The 16,876-nt window shown below is 71.0% G+C and carries 19 protein-coding genes; 10 read left to right on the forward strand and 9 right to left on the reverse strand.

All coding sequences use genetic code 11. The features are described from left to right. Nucleotides 1–45: 45 nt before the first annotated feature. Nucleotides 46–300 (reverse strand): MoaD/ThiS family protein, encoded by a 255-nt coding sequence (locus tag BMY07_RS17500; protein ID WP_092779520.1) that lies wholly within the window; start codon nt 298–300, stop codon nt 46–48. A 5-nt stretch (nt 301–305) separates the two neighbouring features. Further along, nucleotides 306–1,349: a GTP 3',8-cyclase MoaA gene (moaA, locus tag BMY07_RS17505; RefSeq protein WP_425426324.1), complete on the reverse strand. Its 1,044-nt coding sequence runs from the start codon at nt 1,347–1,349 to the stop codon at nt 306–308. Between the two features lie 147 nt (nt 1,350–1,496). Between moaA and BMY07_RS17510 the strand changes: the two genes are divergently transcribed. The 3 genes from BMY07_RS17510 to BMY07_RS17520 all read left to right on the forward strand — a co-directional run bounded on the left by BMY07_RS17510 (nt 1,497) and on the right by BMY07_RS17520 (nt 3,605). Continuing rightward, nucleotides 1,497–1,892 (forward strand): TOBE domain-containing protein, encoded by a 396-nt coding sequence (locus BMY07_RS17510; RefSeq protein ID WP_092779524.1) that lies wholly within the window; start codon nt 1,497–1,499, stop codon nt 1,890–1,892. A gap of 9 nt (nt 1,893–1,901) precedes the next feature. Beyond that, complete coding sequence (locus BMY07_RS17515; RefSeq protein WP_092779526.1) at nt 1,902–2,693, forward strand: HAD-IIA family hydrolase; 792 nt, start codon at nt 1,902–1,904, stop codon at nt 2,691–2,693. A 96-nt stretch (nt 2,694–2,789) separates the two neighbouring features. Further along, nucleotides 2,790–3,605 (forward strand): metallophosphoesterase, encoded by an 816-nt coding sequence (locus tag BMY07_RS17520; RefSeq protein WP_245782454.1) that lies wholly within the window; start codon nt 2,790–2,792, stop codon nt 3,603–3,605. On the opposite strand, the gene BMY07_RS17525 is transcribed toward BMY07_RS17520, so the two are convergent. Further along, complete coding sequence (locus BMY07_RS17525) at nt 3,595–3,969, reverse strand: YccF domain-containing protein (protein WP_092779530.1); 375 nt, start codon at nt 3,967–3,969, stop codon at nt 3,595–3,597. The genes BMY07_RS17520 and BMY07_RS17525 overlap by 11 nt on opposite strands. Nucleotides 3,970–4,065: 96 nt before the next feature. Here BMY07_RS17525 and BMY07_RS17530 point away from each other — a divergent pair, with 96 nt between their 5' ends. Next, a complete protein-coding gene (locus BMY07_RS17530; RefSeq protein ID WP_092779533.1) occupies nt 4,066–5,649 on the forward strand; it encodes an AMP-binding protein in 1,584 nt (527 codons plus the stop codon). 43 nt (nt 5,650–5,692) lie between these two features. Next, nucleotides 5,693–6,277 (forward strand): HAD family hydrolase, encoded by a 585-nt coding sequence (locus BMY07_RS17535; RefSeq protein ID WP_092780017.1) that lies wholly within the window; start codon nt 5,693–5,695, stop codon nt 6,275–6,277. A gap of 3 nt (nt 6,278–6,280) precedes the next feature. Here the strand turns inward: BMY07_RS17535 and BMY07_RS17540 are convergent, their stop codons facing one another. After that, nucleotides 6,281–6,472: a hypothetical protein gene (locus tag BMY07_RS17540; RefSeq protein ID WP_092779535.1), complete on the reverse strand. Its 192-nt coding sequence runs from the start codon at nt 6,470–6,472 to the stop codon at nt 6,281–6,283. Between the two features lie 198 nt (nt 6,473–6,670). On the opposite strand from BMY07_RS17540, the gene BMY07_RS17545 reads away from it, so the two are divergent. Further along, a complete protein-coding gene (locus BMY07_RS17545; protein WP_092779537.1) occupies nt 6,671–7,057 on the forward strand; it encodes a cold-shock protein in 387 nt (128 codons plus the stop codon). 11 nt (nt 7,058–7,068) lie between these two features. Here the strand turns inward: BMY07_RS17545 and BMY07_RS17550 are convergent, their stop codons facing one another. From BMY07_RS17550 to BMY07_RS17560, 3 genes are all read right to left on the reverse strand, one after another. After that, complete coding sequence (locus tag BMY07_RS17550; protein WP_092779539.1) at nt 7,069–7,521, reverse strand: DUF2771 family protein; 453 nt, start codon at nt 7,519–7,521, stop codon at nt 7,069–7,071. A gap of 9 nt (nt 7,522–7,530) precedes the next feature. Then, nucleotides 7,531–9,369: an MFS transporter gene (locus BMY07_RS17555; RefSeq protein ID WP_245782455.1), complete on the reverse strand. Its 1,839-nt coding sequence runs from the start codon at nt 9,367–9,369 to the stop codon at nt 7,531–7,533. Nucleotides 9,370–9,432: 63 nt separating this feature from the next. After that, nucleotides 9,433–10,224 (reverse strand): glutaminyl-peptide cyclotransferase, encoded by a 792-nt coding sequence (locus BMY07_RS17560; protein WP_425426315.1) that lies wholly within the window; start codon nt 10,222–10,224, stop codon nt 9,433–9,435. Nucleotides 10,225–10,282: 58 nt separating this feature from the next. Between BMY07_RS17560 and BMY07_RS17565 the strand changes: the two genes are divergently transcribed. Further along, nucleotides 10,283–11,215, forward strand: a complete 933-nt coding sequence (locus BMY07_RS17565; protein WP_092779541.1) for a DUF3027 domain-containing protein — start codon at nt 10,283–10,285, stop codon at nt 11,213–11,215. Then, a complete protein-coding gene (locus BMY07_RS17570) occupies nt 11,212–14,139 on the forward strand; it encodes a sacsin N-terminal ATP-binding-like domain-containing protein (RefSeq protein WP_092779543.1) in 2,928 nt (975 codons plus the stop codon). The genes BMY07_RS17565 and BMY07_RS17570 overlap by 4 nt, the downstream gene beginning before the upstream one ends. Before the next feature lie 11 nt (nt 14,140–14,150). Here the strand turns inward: BMY07_RS17570 and BMY07_RS17575 are convergent, their stop codons facing one another. Together BMY07_RS17575 and BMY07_RS17580 are read right to left on the reverse strand one after the other, a co-directional pair. Beyond that, nucleotides 14,151–14,399, reverse strand: coding sequence for a DUF2530 domain-containing protein (locus tag BMY07_RS17575; protein WP_092779545.1), 249 nt, complete (start codon nt 14,397–14,399; stop codon nt 14,151–14,153). 63 nt (nt 14,400–14,462) lie between these two features. After that, nucleotides 14,463–14,960, reverse strand: coding sequence for a GNAT family N-acetyltransferase (locus tag BMY07_RS17580; RefSeq protein ID WP_092779547.1), 498 nt, complete (start codon nt 14,958–14,960; stop codon nt 14,463–14,465). A gap of 77 nt (nt 14,961–15,037) precedes the next feature. On the opposite strand from BMY07_RS17580, the gene BMY07_RS17585 reads away from it, so the two are divergent. Together BMY07_RS17585 and BMY07_RS17590 are read left to right on the forward strand one after the other, a co-directional pair. Next, nucleotides 15,038–15,469 (forward strand): MarR family winged helix-turn-helix transcriptional regulator, encoded by a 432-nt coding sequence (locus BMY07_RS17585; protein WP_092779549.1) that lies wholly within the window; start codon nt 15,038–15,040, stop codon nt 15,467–15,469. 102 nt (nt 15,470–15,571) lie between these two features. Beyond that, a complete protein-coding gene (locus tag BMY07_RS17590; protein WP_092780023.1) occupies nt 15,572–16,840 on the forward strand; it encodes an MFS transporter in 1,269 nt (422 codons plus the stop codon). Nucleotides 16,841–16,876 lie beyond the last annotated feature (36 nt).

The raw sequence follows: 16,876 nt of genomic DNA on the forward strand, positions 1-16,876 counted from the left end.
CTGCCTCACGTCGTTTCCGCGTGTTGGGCCATCCGAGGACGGTGCTCAGCCCCCGGCGAATGGCGGCAGGACGTCGAGTCCGATGCCGTCGGGCAACGCGGCGGACCTGTCCCGGACAGCCACCCCGTCCACCAGGAAGCTCGCCGCGAGCAGAACCCGGGCGAGCGCGCTGCCGTGCCGCAGCGCGAGGGCGGACAGCGCGTCCTGGACCGTCGAGTCGTCCGGGAGTTGCACCTTCTCTTCGTGCACGCCCGCGGCCGCGCGCGCGCCCGCGAAATACCGCACCGTCACCTGCCCCAATGGAGCTACCCCCCGATCGCGCTCATCGGCCGCAGCGGCTGCGCGAAACCGGCCTCGTTGATGGTGTGCCCGGCGAGCTTGCCCCACATCGCGGTGCGCCACAGCCCGGCGATCTCCTCATCGCCCGCGCCAGCCCGCAGCGGCGCGCGCAGGTCGGTCTCGGTCTGGCTGAACAGGCACGAGCGCAGCTGCCCGTCCGCGGTGAGCCTGGTGCGGTCGCAGTCGCCGCAGAACGGGCGGGTGACCGAGGCGATGACGCCGACCTCGCCCGGCCCGCCGTCGACCTGCCACCGCTCGGCGGGCGCCGCGCCGCGCGGGACCGGGCTCGGCACCAGGTCGAACTCCGCGCGCAACGCGGTCAGGATCTCCTCGGCGGTGACCATGTCCGCCCGGTCCCAGCCGTGCTGGGCGTCGAGCGGCATCTGCTCGATGAACCGCAGCTCGTACCCCTGCTCGAGGCAGTACCGCAGCAGCGCGACCGCCTCGTCGTCGTTGCGGCCGCGCACGAGCACCGCGTTGACCTTCACCGGTGTCAGCCCGGCGTCCCTGGCCGCGGCCAGCCCGTCGAGGACGTCGTCGAGCCGGTCGCGGCGGGTCAGCGCCAGGAAGCGCTCCTGCCGCAACGTGTCCAGCGAGACGTTGATCCGGTCCAGCCCGGCGCCGACGAGCCGCCCGGCGCTCCTGGCGAGCCCGATCGCGTTGGTGGTCATGGAGATCCGCGGTCGCGGCACCAGTGCCGCGGTGCCTGCGATGATCGACTCGATGCCCTTGCGCAGCGTCGGCTCGCCGCCGGTGAACCGCACGTTGGTGACACCCAGCAGCTCCACCGCGATCCGGATGAGCCTGGCCAGCTCGCCGTCGCTGAGCATCTCCCCGCGGGGCATCCAGTCCAGGCCCTCGGCGGGCATGCAGTAGGTGCAGCGCAGGTTGCAGCGGTCGGTCAGCGACACCCGCAGGTCGGTCGCGACCCGGCCGAACCGGTCGAGCAGCCTGGGCTCGTCCGGGCGATCCGGAGCCGGGGTCGCCACCCTGAGTCGGGGGAGCCCCAGGTCGACCGGAGTGGGTACCCGCGCCGCCGTCACCCGTTCCAGGGTAGCCGCTGTCCCCGACCCGGGGGTCGGCCGCCGCGAGCGTCACGGAACTGTCCACACGGGTGTACCGCCCGGTCCCGCGCCTGCGGCGATACTGTCGGTCTCATGCCGTACTTCAGGGTCGTCGAGGCCGCCAGGCTGCTGGGGGTCAGCGACGACACGGTGCGCCGCTGGATCGACAACGGCCAACTGCCCGCCGAGGCCGACGGCGCGGGCCGCAAGGTCGTCGACGGGGTCGCGCTCGCCGAGTTCGCCAGGGCGCAGGCCACCGAGGTGCCCGACCCGAGCGGGGTCGGCCGCTCGGCCCGCAACCGGTTCGTCGGCCTGGTCACCTCGGTGCTCACCGACACCGTCATGGCGCAGGTCGAGTTGCAGTGCGGGCCGCACCGGGTGGTGTCGCTGATGAGCTCGGAGGCGGTGCGGGAGATGGGGCTCGCGCCCGGTGTGCTCGCGGTCGCGCTGGTCAAGGCGACCCAGGTCATCGTCGAGACGCCTGGGTAGCCTCACGCCATGAGCGGTGGCTGGACGTACCTGATGGACATGGACGGGGTCCTGGTGCACGAGGAGCACCTCATCCCCGGCGCCGACGCGCTGATCGCCGAGCTGACCGCGACCGGGACCCCGTTCCTGGTGCTCACCAACAACTCGATCTACACCCCCCGTGACCTGCGGGCCAGGCTGCTGCGCACCGGGCTCGACGTGCCGGAGGGCGCCATCTGGACCTCCGCGCTGGCCACCGCCCGGTTCCTGGACAGCCAGCGCCCCGGCGGGTCGGCGTTCGTGATCGGCGAGGCCGGGCTCACCACCGCGCTGCACGAGATCGGCTACGTGCTCACCGACCGCGACCCGGACTACGTGGTCCTCGGCGAGACCCGCACCTACAGCTTCACCGCGATCACCCGGGCCATCCGGCTGGTCGAGGCGGGCGCCAGGTTCATCGCCACCAACCCCGACGCCACCGGCCCCAGCCGCGAGGGCTCGCTGCCCGCCACCGGGTCCGTCGCCGCGCTGATCGAGCGGGCCACCGGCCGCGCCCCGTACTACGTCGGCAAGCCGAACCCGCTGATGATGCGCTCGGCGCTGCGGTCGGTCGGCGCCCACTCGGAGAGCACGCTGATGATCGGCGACCGGGTGGACACCGACGTGCGCAGCGGGCTGGAGGCGGGCCTGCGCACGATCCTGGTGTTGTCCGGGATCTCCGGCGCCACGACCGCCGAGCTCTACCCCTACCGGCCGACCCGGGTGATCGGGTCGGTCGCCGACCTGGTCGGCCACACGGCCGACCCGTTTCCCGACTTGTAGCTCGTTCGTAGGAGGATGGTCACGGTGAGTCGTCGTCGCCGGTCACGGTTACCGATCGCTGCGCGTCGCCGGGGTGGCTCCCCTAGGGTCGTGGCTGTGGCGAAGGAGAAGGCGACCTACGTCGTCGGCGACATCCACGGGCACCGCGCGGAACTGATCACCGCCCTGGCCGCCGAGGGACTGGTCACCGCGGACGGCGACTGGGCCGGTGGCCGCGACCACCTGTGGTTCCTCGGCGACTTCGTCGACCGCGGCCCGGACGGCATCGGCGTCATCGACCTGGTCCGCGCGCTGGCCGAGCAGGCGGCGCGGGCGGGCGGCAAGGTCGAGACGCTGCTGGGCAACCACGAGATCCTGCTGCTGGGCATGCACCGCTTCGGCGACGACCCGATCCCGTCGGAGTTCGGGCCGCGCAGCTTCGCCCGCAGCTGGAGCATGAACGGCGGCATCGACACCGACCAGGACTCCCTCACCGACGACCACATCGAGTGGCTCACCACCCGGCCGGTCATCGAGCTGGTCGACGACCACCTGCTGATGCACTCCGACACCACCCAGTACCTGCTGTGGGGCGACGACATCGCGGGCATCAACGAGGCCGTCCAAGAGGTGCTGCACTCCGATGACGCCGCCGAGTGGTGGGAGGTCTGGCGGCGCATGACGACCCGGTACGCCTTCCGCGGCCCGGAGGGGGAGATGGCGGCCGATGAGCTGCTCACAACCCTCGGCGGTAAGCAGGTCGTGCACGGGCACAGCGTGATCGCCGACCAGCTGGGGGTGCTACCGACGCAGATCGAGGGTCCTTACCTCTACGCGAACGGTAAGGCCCTCGGCGTGGACGCGGGCTTGTTCGTCGGTGGGCCGTGTCTGGTGGTTCCGCTGCCGTGGCGCGCGGACGTGCCTACGGCGTAGGCACGATCCGGGAGCCGAGCGGGACCAGGGACACCGGGATCATCTTGAAGTTCGCGATGCCGAGCGGGATGCCGATGATCGTGACGCACAGCGCGAAGCCGGTGACGATGTGGCCGAGGGCCAGCCACCAGCCCGCGAAGACGATCCAGATGACGTTGCCGATCAGCGAGGCGGCGCCCGCCTCCCGGCGCGGCTCGATGGTGCGGCCGAAGGGCCACAGCGCGTAGTTCGCGATGCGGAACGACGCCAGGCCGAACGGGATCGTGATGATCAGGACGCAGCAGATGACGCCCGCGATCAGGTAGCCGATGGCCATCCAGAAGCCGCACAGGACGAGCCAGATCAGGTTCAGCAGTAGGCGCACACCACCCAGTGTTCCGCATCCGCCCGACCACGGGTGTCCGGATCACCCGCCCCGATGCAGGATGGTGACCTGGCCCACAGCCGGAAGGAGCCTGCGATGCCGCTGCCCAGCTACTCGTCCGGGACGTCCACCGTCCCGCTGCTCGGTGACACGATCGGCGAGAACTTAGACCGCACGGTCGCCGCCTACGGAGACCGAGATGCCCTGGTAGACAGGGCCACCGGTCGGAGGTGGACCTATCGAGAGCTCTCCGCCGAGGTCGACGCGGTAGCGCAAGGGCTGCTCGCGCTCGGAGTGGGCAAGGGCGACCGTGTGGGGATCTGGGCGCCGAACTGCGCCGAGTGGGTCTTCGTGCAGTACGCCACCGCCAAGATCGGTGCTGTCCTCGTCAACATCAACCCCGCGTACCGGGTCCACGAGCTGAAGTACGTGCTCGACCAAGCGGGCGTGCGGGTGCTCGTCTCCGCGCCGAGCTTCAAGACCTCCGACTACGCGGCCATGATCGCCGAGGTAAACCCAGCCTGTGACGTTGTCTTCATCGGCCAACAATCCTGGGCCGAGATCGTGGCCGACAGAGACCCTCTCCCCGCGATAGCGCTGTCTCCGGACGACCCGATCAACATCCAGTACACGTCCGGGACCACCGGCTTCCCCAAGGGTGCCACCCTGTCCCACCACAACATCCTCAACAACGGCTACTTCGTTGGCGAGCTGTGTTCTTACACCGAGCAGGACCGGGTGTGCGTTCCCGTGCCCTTTTATCACTGCTTCGGGATGGTGATGGGAAACCTGGCTGCTACCTCGCACGGCGCCTGCATCGTGATCCCCGCGCCCGGGTTCGATCCCAAGGCGACTCTTAGCGCTGTCGCGGAAGAGCGGTGCACGTCGCTCTATGGCGTTCCAACGATGTTCATCGCGATGCTCGCAGAGGTCGAGGGGCTCGACCTGAGTTCGCTGCGCACCGGCATCATGGCGGGCTCGCCCTGTCCGGAAGAGGTCATGAAGCAGGTCATCGATCGACTCGGGATGACCGAGGTGACCATTTGCTACGGCATGACCGAGACCTCGCCCGTGTCCACCCAGACCAGGGCCGATGATGTCCTGGACCTGCGGGTCTCCACTGTCGGGCGGGTCCACCCGCACCTGGAGGTCAAGGTCGTGGACCCGGAGACGGGCCTGACCGTGCCGCGCGGGGAGCCGGGGGAGTTCTGCACGCGGGGCTACTCGGTGATGTTGGGCTACTGGGACGAGCCGGGTAAGACCGCCGAGGTGATCGACAGCGCCAGGTGGATGCACACGGGCGACCTGGCGGTGATGACCGACGACGGCTACCTGAAGATCACCGGCCGCATCAAGGACATGGTCATCCGCGGTGGGGAGAACATCTACCCGCGAGAGGTGGAGGAGTTCCTCTATACCCACCCGGACATCCTTGACGCGCAGGTCATCGGTGTCCCTGACGAGCGCTACGGCGAGGAACTGATGGTGTGGGTCCGCATGCGCGAGGGAGCGGTACCGCTCGACGCTGACGCTGTGCGCCAGTTCTGCACCGGGAAGCTCGCCCACTACAAGATCCCGAGGTACGTGCACGTCGTCGACGAGTTCCCCATGACGGTGACCGGCAAGGTCCGCAAGGTCGAGATGCGCAAGGTCGCCGCCGACCTGCTCGGGCGCGGGTAGCTTGGGCGGTGTGGAGGGCTTCGCGGTCGGCTTCGACCTGGACATGACGCTGATCGACCCGCGTCCCGGCATGGTCGCCGCGATGGCCGCGCTCGCCGAGGAGACCGGCCTCGCCCTCGACGGCGAGTACTTCGCCGCCAACCTCGGGCCGCCGCTGGACATGATCTTCCGGGGCTTCGAGGCCCCGGAGGAGCGCATCCCGTGGCTGGTCGACCGCTTCCGCGCGCTCTACCCGGACATCGTCATCCCCTCGACGGTGGCCCTACCTGGCGCGGGTGACGCACTGGCAGCGGTACGCGAAGCAGGCGGTCGAACACTGGTCGTGACCGGCAAGTACGGCCCCAACGCCGCCAAGCACCTCGCCCAGTTCGGCTGGCAGGTGGACACCCTCGTCGGCGAACTCTGGTCGACGGCCAAGGGCGAGGCACTCCGCGCCCACGGCGCCAGCGTCTACGTAGGCGACCATGAGGGAGACGTGGCGGGCGCGCACGCGGCCAACGCCATCGCCGTAGGCGTGCCGACCGGTCCTAGGACAGCCGAGCAACTCCTAGCCGCGGGAGCCGATGTGGTCCTGCGTGACCTCACCGAATTTCCTATGTGGCTCAAGGTTCATTTGAGTAACCTCTAGGGGCTACCGGCGGCGGACCACGTGGACGACGGCGAGAGCCAGGCCCGCGGGGAAGGCCATGGACACGGCCCACAGCCAGGGGGCGGTGTGGCCGAGGGCGGCCAGCACGAAGATGGCGACCACCGCGAGCAGTCCCACGCCGAACAGCGCGAACGCGACGTGGAGGGTGCGAGAGGGGTGGGTTTCGGCCGCCATGGGAACAGGATAGGCGCCTCGACCGTTGCGTCCTCAGCCGCTGCGGTTCGGTGGTAACGCTCAGGCGGGGCTGAGGCGACAGGATGGCTGGCTTAGGCTTGGGGAACGCGTCCCGGGTGATCCCAGGGCGCGTTCGTCTTGCGCGGCGGGAGACCCCTCGGCGCGGGGCGGACTGACGACGAGGGAACGGTGAGAGCTGTGCCGACCGGCAAGGTCAAGTGGTACGACTCGGAGAAGGGCTTCGGGTTCGTCACGCAGGACGGTGGCGAGGACGTCTACGTCCGCGCGTCCGCCCTGCCCGAGGGCGTCCCCGGTCTCAAGGCCGGGCAGCGCATCGAGTTCGGGGTCGCCGACGGGCGGCGGGGACCGCAGGCGCTCTCGGTCCGGCTCATCGACGCGCCGCCCTCGGTCGTCGAGGCCAGGCGCAGGCCTGCCGAGGAGCTGCACGGCCTGGTCGAGGACATGATCAAGATGCTGGAGTCCACCGTCCAGCCGGACCTGCAGCGCGGCCGCTACCCCGACCGCAAGGTCACCAAGCGGATCTCCGAGGTCGTCCGCGCGGTCGCCAGGGAACTCGACCCGTAAACCGCCGCCGACTAGCCCCGCTGCCGCGTCGTGAGGCCCCAGATGCCGGTCTCGACCAGCTTGCCCTGCACGGCGCGCAGCTTCTGCACCTCGACGTAGATCAGCAGTTCCGCGTCCGGCGGCGGCACCAGCGTGTAGGCGAGGCTCCCGTCGGAGATCAGCCTGCTGCTGGCGGCCTGCTGCTGGCCCGCCCGGTCGACGTAGGAGAACACGACGCCCCACGGGCTGTTCGCGACCTGCGACGACACCGAGATCTGCACCGGCTGGCCCTTGCGGGTCGGCAGGGTCACCACCGCGTCCTCGTCCTGGAGGCAGGTGTCCTTGCCGACCTCGCACAGCCCCATCGGGCTCGCGACGACGCTCTCGCCATCGGTGTAGAAGGTGACGTCCGGCGGCGGGGGAGCGGAGCAGCCCGCGAGCACGGCGGTGGCGACGGCGAGTGTGGCGGTGATGGCTCTGCGCACGTCGCGACCCTACGTGTCGTCCCGTGCCGACCGTGGTGCGGGGCGGAAGCGGCGCAGCGCGGCGGCCATCCCCTCGGCCGCGCGCTGACCACCGAAGCCGGGGATCAGGCTGCCGCCGCGGCGGCTCACCAGGGTCTGCGCCAGGCCGAGGGCCAGCATGACCGACACGACCAGGAAGCCGACCCACCAGATCGGCGGCAGCAGCACGCCGACCGCGCCGCCGAACACCCAGCCCAGCTGCAGGACGGTCTCCGAGCGGCCGAACGCCGACGCCCGCGACTCCTCGGGCAGGTCGTCCTGGATGACCGCGTCGAGGCTGTTCTTGGCCAACGCGCTCGCGATGGCGCCGACCAGGCCGACGATGGTCGCGGCGAAGATGCTCGCCGTCAGGGTTGCCACCACCGTTGTCGCCAACGCGGCGATGAGGCAGCCCAGCACCACCTGCTCGTGGTTTCCGATGTGGACACGCGCGCCGACAGCGTTACCGGCGAAACTGCCCAGCCCGGCCGCGCCCGCGATAAGACCCAGCAGGAGCAGCTGTTGGAACGGCTCGGCCTCGTTCTGCGCGCGGACCGCGAACGCCGCGAACATCATCAGGAACCCGGTCAGCACCCGGATCGACCCGTTGCCCCACAGCGACACCACGACCTGCCGCCCCATGGGCCTGCGTTTCGTGGTCGGTAGCGGCATCCGCGCACTGATCGAGGCAGGGACCTCGCCCTCGGTTACCTCAACCCACGACGGGATCCGTAGCGCCTGAGCGGCGCCGACAGCGCAGATGATGACCGTGAACCACAACGCGCCCGGTGAGTCGAAGAGGTTCAGGAACAACGCCGCTATGGCCCCGGCCACCATCCCGGCCGCTAGGCCGAACACCGTCAACCGGGCGTTGGTCTTGGCCAGGGTTATCTCGGTCGGTAGCACTCTCGGCGTGATCGCGGCCTTGAGCACCGTGAACGACTTGGACAGGACCATCTTCCCCAGCGCCGCCGGGTAGAGCATCCAGTCGTCGAAGTGCATCGCCATGATCACGCACATCAGCGCCTGACCGGCCGACGCCGCGCACATGGCGAACCTGCGGCCGCGCTGCAGCCGGTCCAGCAGCGGGCCGATCACCGGCGCGAGCAGCGCGAACGGCGCCACGGTGATCAGCAGGTAGAGCGCGACCTTGCCCTTGCTCTCGCCGCTGGCCGCCGAGAAGAACAGCGTGTTCGCCAGCGCGACCGCCATCGCGGCGTCGCCCGCGTAGTTGAGCATCGTCGCGTAGGTCAGCGAGGTCAGCCCGGACTTGTCGGCACCGTCGGCGTTCGCGGCCTTGCGGAACGCGGTCATCGCCTGCGAGGTCAGCTGCCTGCTGCGCATCGCCGCGACCCGGGTCACGGTCAGCTTCTTGGGGTACCCGGGCGGCGGTCCCTCGCGCCGCTCTATCTCCGTCCCCGGCTCTTCCTCGTATCGAGTGCCGGAGTCCCGGTAGCGCGCAGGCAGGGGCTCTTCCCTGTAAGCCCGGTCCTCGTACTCCCGGTCGTTGCGGTAGTCCCGCTCTTCCCGGTACGGGCGCTCTTCGCGGTACGACCTGTCGGGGCGCCCGTACCGATCAGGGTCACGGTCGCCGTAGGTCTCGTACCGCGGCTCCTCCGGTGGCTCTACCCGGCGCGTGCGCGGTGGGGGCAGCGGATCGCGCCGGTGCGGGGCGTGCGGTGGGAGTTGGGGGTTCTGGCGGGGGATGCCGGTGGTCGGCGGCTCGGCCTCGCGCCAACTGGGCTGGGACACGTCCGCCCAGCCCCGCTTCGCCTTCCGGCCCGAGCGGCGGCCGGACGGCGGCTGATCAGCGGGGCCGTTGCGAATCACGTCTTCCATCCTGCCGTACGGGAGGCCGATCTGACGGCCGGTCGAGTGGACAGTCTCGGGCCTCTAGCCCGAGGTCGCGAACCGGACGCGGTACAGCTTCGGCCACAGCTTCCCGGTCACGATGAACTCATCGGTCCCGGGGACCGCGGCGATACCGTTCAGCACGTCGGCGCCCGTGCGTTCCCCCTCGGGGAGTAGCCCCGTCAGGTCCACCACCGCGGTGACGCCACCGGACGCCGGATCGATCCGGACGATGCGGTCGGTCTCCCAGATGTTCGCGTAAACAGCGCCGTTGACGCACTCGAGCTCGTTGAGCCGCTCGACCGGCCCCTGCGCGTCGCGCACCCGCACCTCGCCGGTGGCCGCGAAGGTCGTCGGGTCGCGGAATGTCAGCTTGTCCGTGCCGTCGCTCATGACCAGCCGGGTGCCGTCGTGGCAAATGCCCCAACCTTCACCCGCATAGGTGACCCGGCGTCGCTCGGCCAGGGTCGACCGGTCACGTTCGACGGCCACGCCGTTCTGCCAGGTGATCTGCCAGATCCGGTCACCGACGACGGTGATGCCCTCGCCGAAGAACTCACTCGGCAGTTGGGTCCGCTCTTGCACCGACCCGTCAGCCGGGTCGGTCGCCCGTAACTCCGAACGCCCCTCTAGGCCCGTCCCCTCATAGAGGACGCCATCGACAAGCTCCAGCCCTTGGGTGAAAGCGCCCTGGTCATGGGGGATCTCGGCCAGCACCTGCGGCCGCAGCGTCGGCACTCCCGGGCTGCCGGCCGGCTGCGGTTGCCCGCTGCCCGAACAGCCCGCGGCCAGGCAGGTGACGGCGGCGGCGACGGCGGTCAGGCGGGCGAGCACCCCACTAGCGTGACACGGCTGTATCACCCGCTTCGGGCGTGGGGCACAATCAGCCGTGATGACCTCGACGCCTGCACCAGAAGTCGTGACCGACCCCGCACTGCTCGCGGCGGTCGAGTTCGCGCGCGCCGCCGCGCGGGAGCACGCCGGGACCGAGGTGGGACCGCACGTCGAGGTGCGGGCCGAGGACTCGGTGTCGGCAACGCACCTGTTCGACGCGGACAAGCCCGGGTACCGCGGCTGGCGCTGGGCGGTGACCGTCGCCATCGCCGAAGCGGGTGATGACGTCACCGTCAGCGAGGTCGTGCTGCTGCCCGGCCCCGACGCGCTCGTCGCCCCGCCGTGGATCCCCTGGCAGGACCGGGTCCGCGCCGGTGACCTGGGGGTCGGCGACCTGCTGCCGACCGACCCGGACGACCCGCGGCTCGCGCCCGCCTACCTCGCCTCCGACGACCCCGAGGTCGAGCAGCTCGCGATGGAGGTCGGCCTCGGCCGGGTCCGCGTGCTCTCGCGCCTCGGTCGCCTCGACGCCGCCGACCGCTGGAAGGTCGGCGAGTTCGGCCCCGGGTCGGACATGGCCCGCGGCGCGCCTGCCGCCTGCGGCACCTGCGGTTTCTACCTGCCGGTCGCCGGATCGCTCGGCGCCGCGTTCGGCGTGTGCGGCAACGAGATCTCGCCCGCGGACGGCCGCGCCGTGCACGCGGGCTACGGCTGCGGGGCGCACTCCGAGGCCGATGTCGAGCAGATCTCGCCGGTCCTGGTCGCCGAGCTGATCTACGACGACGCCCGGCTGGACGTCGAGCCGCACGCCGAGGCAGCTGCTGACACCGCTGACGAGGCTGAGGCGGGCACCGTCGACGAGGCGGGCACCGCTGACGAGCAGGCTGGGGAGCCGAGCGAGGAGTCGGTCGACCAGGCCGTCGCCGCCGTGGCCCAGGGCGAACTGGCCGACGAACCCTCCGGCCAGCCCGAGTCCAACCAGCAAGGGTGAGCGCCGCCGACCCCTTCGGCACCGCCGCGCTCCGAGCGGCAGTGCTGAGTGCCTGGACCACGTCCCCGACCAGGTTCCGCGAGGACGCTAACGCCGAGGAAGACCTCTACCTCGGCGGTTACCGCGACCGGCTGCTGGTGGAGTTGGCGCAGAACGCGGCCGACGCCGCTGACGGCACCGGGACGCTCCGACTGTCCCTAGTGGATGGTGAGCTGCGCGCGGCCAACACCGGCCGACCGCTCGACGCGGACGGGGTCGCCGCGCTGGCGTCCTTACGCGCGTCCGCTAAGAGCTCCGTGCAGGGCGTGGGCCAGTTCGGTGTCGGCTTCGCCGCGGTGCTCGCCGTGACGGACTCGCCGAGCGTGCTGTCGCTCAACGGCGGCGTCACCTTCTCCGCTGAGCAGACACGCGCCGCCATCGCCGATCACCCTGACCTCGCCGCTAGGGCTGCCGATCGCGGTGGCCGCGTTCCAGTCCTCCGAATGGTGTGGCCCGCCGACGCTGTAGTCCCCGATGGCTTTGCCACCGAGGTACGGCTACCGCTGCGCGGTGACGTCAACGGTCGCAAGCTCCTCGCCAACTTCGCAGCGCAAGCCGCCGACCTTCTCCTCGCCCTTCCCCGCCTGGACCGCATCGAGATCGGCGACGACGCGTGGTGGCGGGTCGACAACGACTCCCGGGTCGAGATCCACGGCCCGGACGGCGTCGTGTCCTGGCTGGTGCACCGGGTCTCCGGCACCCTCGCCGACGACCTGGTCGAGCACCTCGGCGTCGAGGCGCGCGAACGCAGGCAGTGGTCGGTGTGCTGGGCCGCCAAGGTCGACCAGGACGGCGCCCCGCTGCCCCTCGGTGACGACGTGCTGCACGCCCCGACCCCGACCGACGAGCGTCTGTCGCTGCCCGCGCGTCTGGTCGCGACCCTGCCGATCGAGCCGACCCGCCGCAGGCTGCACGCAGGTGCCGCCGCTGCCGCCGTGCTCGCCGAGGCCGCAGGCGCATACCCCGGCCTGGTCGAGCTGACCCCCGCCGAGCACCGCACCGCGCTGGTGCCGCTGGTCGGCTTCCCGCTCTCCGAGGTCGACGAACGCCTGCGCGAACTGCTGGTCACCGCGCTGCGCCAGAGCCCGTGGCTGCCCGCAGCCGAAGGTGACGACCTCGCGCCCGCCCGCGCCCAGGTGCTCGACGCCGAGGCGGACGGACTGGCCGAGCTGCTCGCCGAGATCGTTCCCAACCTGGCCGCCGGGTGGCTGTCCGCCCAGCGGCACGCCGCCGCGCTCGCCGCCCTGGACGTGCCCCGCCTCGGGCTGGCCGACGTGGTCGACACGATCACCGGCCGGGCCAGGCCGCCGGAGTGGTGGCACCGCCTCTACACCGCGCTCGCGCCGGTCGTGGAAACCGATGGCACCGCGCGGCTCGAACTGGGCGCGCTGCCCGTGCCGCTGGCGGACGGTCGGACGCTGCCCGGTCCCGCGGGTGTTGTGCTGGTCGAGGACGCCGAGCTGCTGGAACTGCTGGCGCACGCCGAGGTCGGGGTGCTGCACGTCGTGCACGCCGAGGCGGCGCACCCGGTGCTGGAACGGCTCGGCGCGCACCGCGGCGGTCCGGTCGACCTGCTGGACGCGGGCGGTCTGCAGGACGCGGTCGAGCGCAGCCTGGACGACGTCGAGTCCGGTGTGGACATCACCGGCCTGGTGTCGGTCGTGCTCCGGCTGGTGCGCGACGCAGGCGTGCGCACGGGTGAGCTGCCGTGGCTGGGTGCGTTGGCGCTCAAGGACTCCGTGGGCGACTGGCGGCGGGCGGACGAACTCGCGCTGCCCGGGTCGCCGCTGCTGGACGTGCTCGACGAGGACGCGCCGGTCGGGGTGCTCTCGGCCGAGGTCGCCGCCGAGTGGCCGGATCACGTGCTGGCCGCGGTCGGCGTGCTGGACGCGTTCGCGCTGGTGGCCGACGAGGCGCCGACCGGTCCCGACCACGGGCTGGCGGATGAGGCCGAGTGGTGGGACAGCAGGCAGGAACCGCCCGCGCGGGTCCTGGCCGTCCGCGACCTCGACCTGGTCACCGACGACGCGTGGCCCCGGGCGCTCGCGCTGTTGGCCGCCGACCCGGACACCTGGCGCGCGCTGCTCGAACCCGACGGCTACACCGGCTGGTGGATCGCCCGGCACGCGGTCATCGGCGGTGCCGCTCCGTCCGACTGGCGCCTACCGGAGGCGGACGACCTCGCAGGCCTCTACGACGTCGTGCCGGACATCGGTGTCGACCCGCGCGTGCTGGCCGCCATCGGCGTCCGCACCGGCCTGCGCGTCGACAACGCCGACGACGCCGAGGACCTGCTCATCCGCCTGGGCGACCCCGATCGCGGCCTGCACCCCGGCGCCGTCCTGCGCACCCACGCCGCCCTGGCCGAAGCCGTCGCCGACGAGGTCTTCGACCCCACCGACGTCCGCCTCCCCGAGACGACCCGCACCCTCGCGGGCACCGTCGCCGCGGACTGCGTGGTGCTCGACGCCCCCTGGCTCCTGACCGTTCTCCCGGAGGACCAGGTCGTCGCCGCAGGCCCCGACTTCGCGCTGGCCGAGCCCCTGGCCGAACTCCTCGACCTCCCCCTGGCCACCGAGGAATCCGCGGGCGAGATCATCTCCGCCGCCGACCCCGTCCCCTGGTCCGACCTGGGCGCCGTCGCCGCCGCCTGCGAACTCCTCGACGTCGACATCCCCCTGGGAACGCTGCTGGTGCACGAGAAGCTCACCATCCGCACCCCCACCGGCACCCACAACCCCACCTGGTGGGTCCTCGACGACGTGGTCCACTGCGAGGACACCCCCGAGGCCCTGGCCCGAGCCCTGGCCTGGACCACCAACCGCTGGCCCGACCGCCACACCTTCACCGCCCTCATCGAAGAACCCGCCCACTACCTCACGTAGCAGGCCCCGGTTCAGTCGAGCTTCTGGGCGGCCTTGGAGCCCCGGCGGCGGGCTTGCTGCTGCCAGAGCATGATCAGGGCGCCGATGATGCCGAGGCCGCCACCGGAGAGGGCGGTCCAGGTCCAGATGCTCGGGGTGTCCAGCAGGAAGAGGACCAGAGCCGCGGCGAACCAGGTGCTCGTACCGACGTAAACGATCGGCGCCAACGCCAACAACCTGGGCGAAAGCGGCGGCGTGGGGCGAAGCACCGGCTCGGACATGGGGCCAGGCTAGCCGACCTGTTCAGACAGCCGACGCGACCACGGGCCCGGCTTGGCAAGACGCTAGAGATCCCTGACGTAGCGGTGTTCGCGTAAGGGTGGGGATTCGCGGTGGTCGTCCATGGTCTCGCCGTCTGGGGTCCAGCCGTGGTGGGTGTAGAAGGTGATTGCGCGGTGGTTGGCTTCGGCGACCCACAGGTAGGCGGAGTCGTAGCCGAGGAGGGTCAGTTCGTCGACGCAGCGGGTGAGCAAGGCCGAGCCGGTGCCGGTTCCCCAGGCGTCGGGGTGGACGTTGAGCATGTGGAGTTCGCCCGCGCGGACCTGGTGGCGTGGGGGTCCGGCGGTGGCGATGCCGGTGATGCGGCCATCGGTCTCGGCGACGAAGGTGCGGGCCTCGCCGGGGCTGGTCACGAGGGACTCCCAGCGCTGGGCGAAGGTGCGCTCGGACAGCCCGGCCAGGCGGTCGTCGGTCATGATGCCGACGTAGGCCGCGCGCCAGGCGGCGACGTGGACGGCCGCCATCCCCTTGCCGTCACCCGGGCGTGCGCGCCGCACCTGCATAGATCAACAGTAGCGCCGGTGTGACATCGGCGTAAGTTCGTCGACCGACGACTGTTTAGTGAGGTATGCTAAACATCATGCCTGAGTCCGAGTACCTCCTGACCAGCCGGTTGCGGCTGGCGGTGGTGCGGCTCAACCGCAGGCTCCGGGCGCAGCGCACCAACTCGACGGTAACCCTGACCCAGATCTCGGCGCTGTCGTGCCTGCACAAGTGCGGGCAGCTCACGCCGGGCGAGCTGGCGGCCAAGGAGGGCGTCCAGCCGCCGTCGATGACCAGGGTCATCACCGCGCTGGAGGAGCTGGGGTACGCGACCCGCAGCCCCCACCCCAGCGACGGCAGGCAGGCGATCGTCGCGTTGACCGACGCGGGGCGGGCCTTCATCGAGGCGGACATCTCCGCCAGGGAGGCCTGGCTGGACAAGCGGCTGGCGGAACTGACCGACGACGAGCGCGACACCCTCGCCGCGGCCGCCGAGATCATCGACAGGATGGCGGGGAACCAGAACTAGATGCCGACGTACGCGGGTGGTACCCGAGAGCAGCAGACCGAACGCACCTCGACGACACCCCCGCCGCCTCGGCAGCCCGTGCCTGCCGAACCCGAGGCGGGCATGTTCTCCTCGCTGCGGGTGCGCAACTACCGGCTCTTCGCCACGGGCCAGGTCGTGTCCAATGTGGGCACTTGGATGCAGCGGATCGCGCAGGACTGGTTGGTGCTGGTGCTCACCGGCAACAACCCGGTCGCACTGGGCATCGCCGCCGCGTTGCAGTTCCTGCCGACGCTGCTGTTCTCCTTGTGGGCCGGGGTGTTGGCCGACCGGTTGGACAAGCGCAAGCTGCTCATCGGCGTCCAAATAGGACTCGCCGCGTGCGCGCTGGTGCTCGGCGTGCTCGACGTGACCGGGATCGTGCAGGTGTGGCACGTGTACGTGCTGTGCTTCGTGCTCGGCGCGTTCTCCGCGGTCGAGGTGCCGGTCCGCCAGTCGTTCGTCGCCGAGATCGTCGGCCGCTCGCAGGTCACCAACGCGGTCGCGATCAACTCGACCAGCTTCAACCTGGCCCGCATCGTCGGCCCGGCCATCGCGGGCGTCATGATCATCCTGATCGGCACCGGCTGGCTGTTCCTGGCCAACGCGGTGTTCACCTTCGCGGTGATCGCGGGCCTGCTGCTGATGGACCCGGCGAAGCTCATCCGCGGTCCCAAGATCCCGCGCGCCAAGGGGCAACTGCGGGAGGGCCTGCGCTACGTGCGGGGCCGCGCCGACATCCTGACCGTGATGGTCCTGGTGTTCTTCGTCAGCACCTTCGGCATGACCTTCTTCGTCACCCTCGCCGTCGTCGCCGCCACCGTCTTCAACCGCGATGCCGACGGCTACGGCCTGCTCTCCACCGCCCTCGCCGTCGGCACCCTCGCCGGCTCGATCCTCGCCGTCCGCCGCAGCTCCCGGGGCCGCCCCCGCACCCGCATGCTCCTCGGCGCCGCCTTCGCGTTCGGCGTGCTGGAGGTCGTGGTCGGCCTGATGCCGAACTTCACCGCGTTCGCCATCGCCCTGGTCCCGGTCGGCCTGTTCCTGATGACCTTCATGACCACCGCCAACTCCACCGTCCAACTGGCCGTCTCCCCCGAGATGCGCGGCCGCGTCATGGGCCTCTACATGCTCGTCTTCGTCGGCGGCAACCCCATCGGCGCCCCCATGGTCGGCTGGATGGCAGACCAGTGGGGCGCCCGCAGCCCCTTCATCATCGGCGGCGCCATCGCCGCCCTCACCGCCATGACCTGCGGTCTCTTCCTGCTACTCCGCGGCGGCGTCCAACGCCCGGTGACGGGCTGGGGACGGCTGCTGCTGCGTCGGCCGGGGTACGAGAACCCGGTCAAGTAGCTGGGTGCTGCTCGACTGGTTGTCAGCGTGAGTGAG

Source organism: Actinokineospora terrae, assembly GCF_900111175.1.
GTDB lineage: Bacteria > Actinomycetota > Actinomycetes > Mycobacteriales > Pseudonocardiaceae > Actinokineospora > Actinokineospora terrae.

What these genes read in the sequence shown, in the direction of transcription:
- BMY07_RS17510 (WP_092779524.1), top strand. Translation starts at nt 1,497, where the DNA reads ATGCCGTACTTCAGGGTCGTCGAGGCCGCCAGGCTGCTGGGGGTCAGC.
- BMY07_RS17515 (WP_092779526.1), top strand. Translation starts at nt 1,902, where the DNA reads ATGAGCGGTGGCTGGACGTACCTGATGGACATGGACGGGGTCCTGGTG.
- BMY07_RS17530 (WP_092779533.1), top strand. Translation starts at nt 4,066, where the DNA reads ATGCCGCTGCCCAGCTACTCGTCCGGGACGTCCACCGTCCCGCTGCTC.
- BMY07_RS17535 (WP_092780017.1), top strand. Translation starts at nt 5,693, where the DNA reads ATGACGCTGATCGACCCGCGTCCCGGCATGGTCGCCGCGATGGCCGCG.
- BMY07_RS17540 (WP_092779535.1), bottom strand. Translation starts at nt 6,472, where the DNA reads ATGGCGGCCGAAACCCACCCCTCTCGCACCCTCCACGTCGCGTTCGCG.
- BMY07_RS17565 (WP_092779541.1), top strand. Translation starts at nt 10,283, where the DNA reads ATGACCTCGACGCCTGCACCAGAAGTCGTGACCGACCCCGCACTGCTC.
- BMY07_RS17575 (WP_092779545.1), bottom strand. Translation starts at nt 14,399, where the DNA reads ATGTCCGAGCCGGTGCTTCGCCCCACGCCGCCGCTTTCGCCCAGGTTG.
- BMY07_RS17580 (WP_092779547.1), bottom strand. Translation starts at nt 14,960, where the DNA reads ATGCAGGTGCGGCGCGCACGCCCGGGTGACGGCAAGGGGATGGCGGCC.
- BMY07_RS17585 (WP_092779549.1), top strand. Translation starts at nt 15,038, where the DNA reads ATGCCTGAGTCCGAGTACCTCCTGACCAGCCGGTTGCGGCTGGCGGTG.
- BMY07_RS17590 (WP_092780023.1), top strand. Translation starts at nt 15,572, where the DNA reads ATGTTCTCCTCGCTGCGGGTGCGCAACTACCGGCTCTTCGCCACGGGC.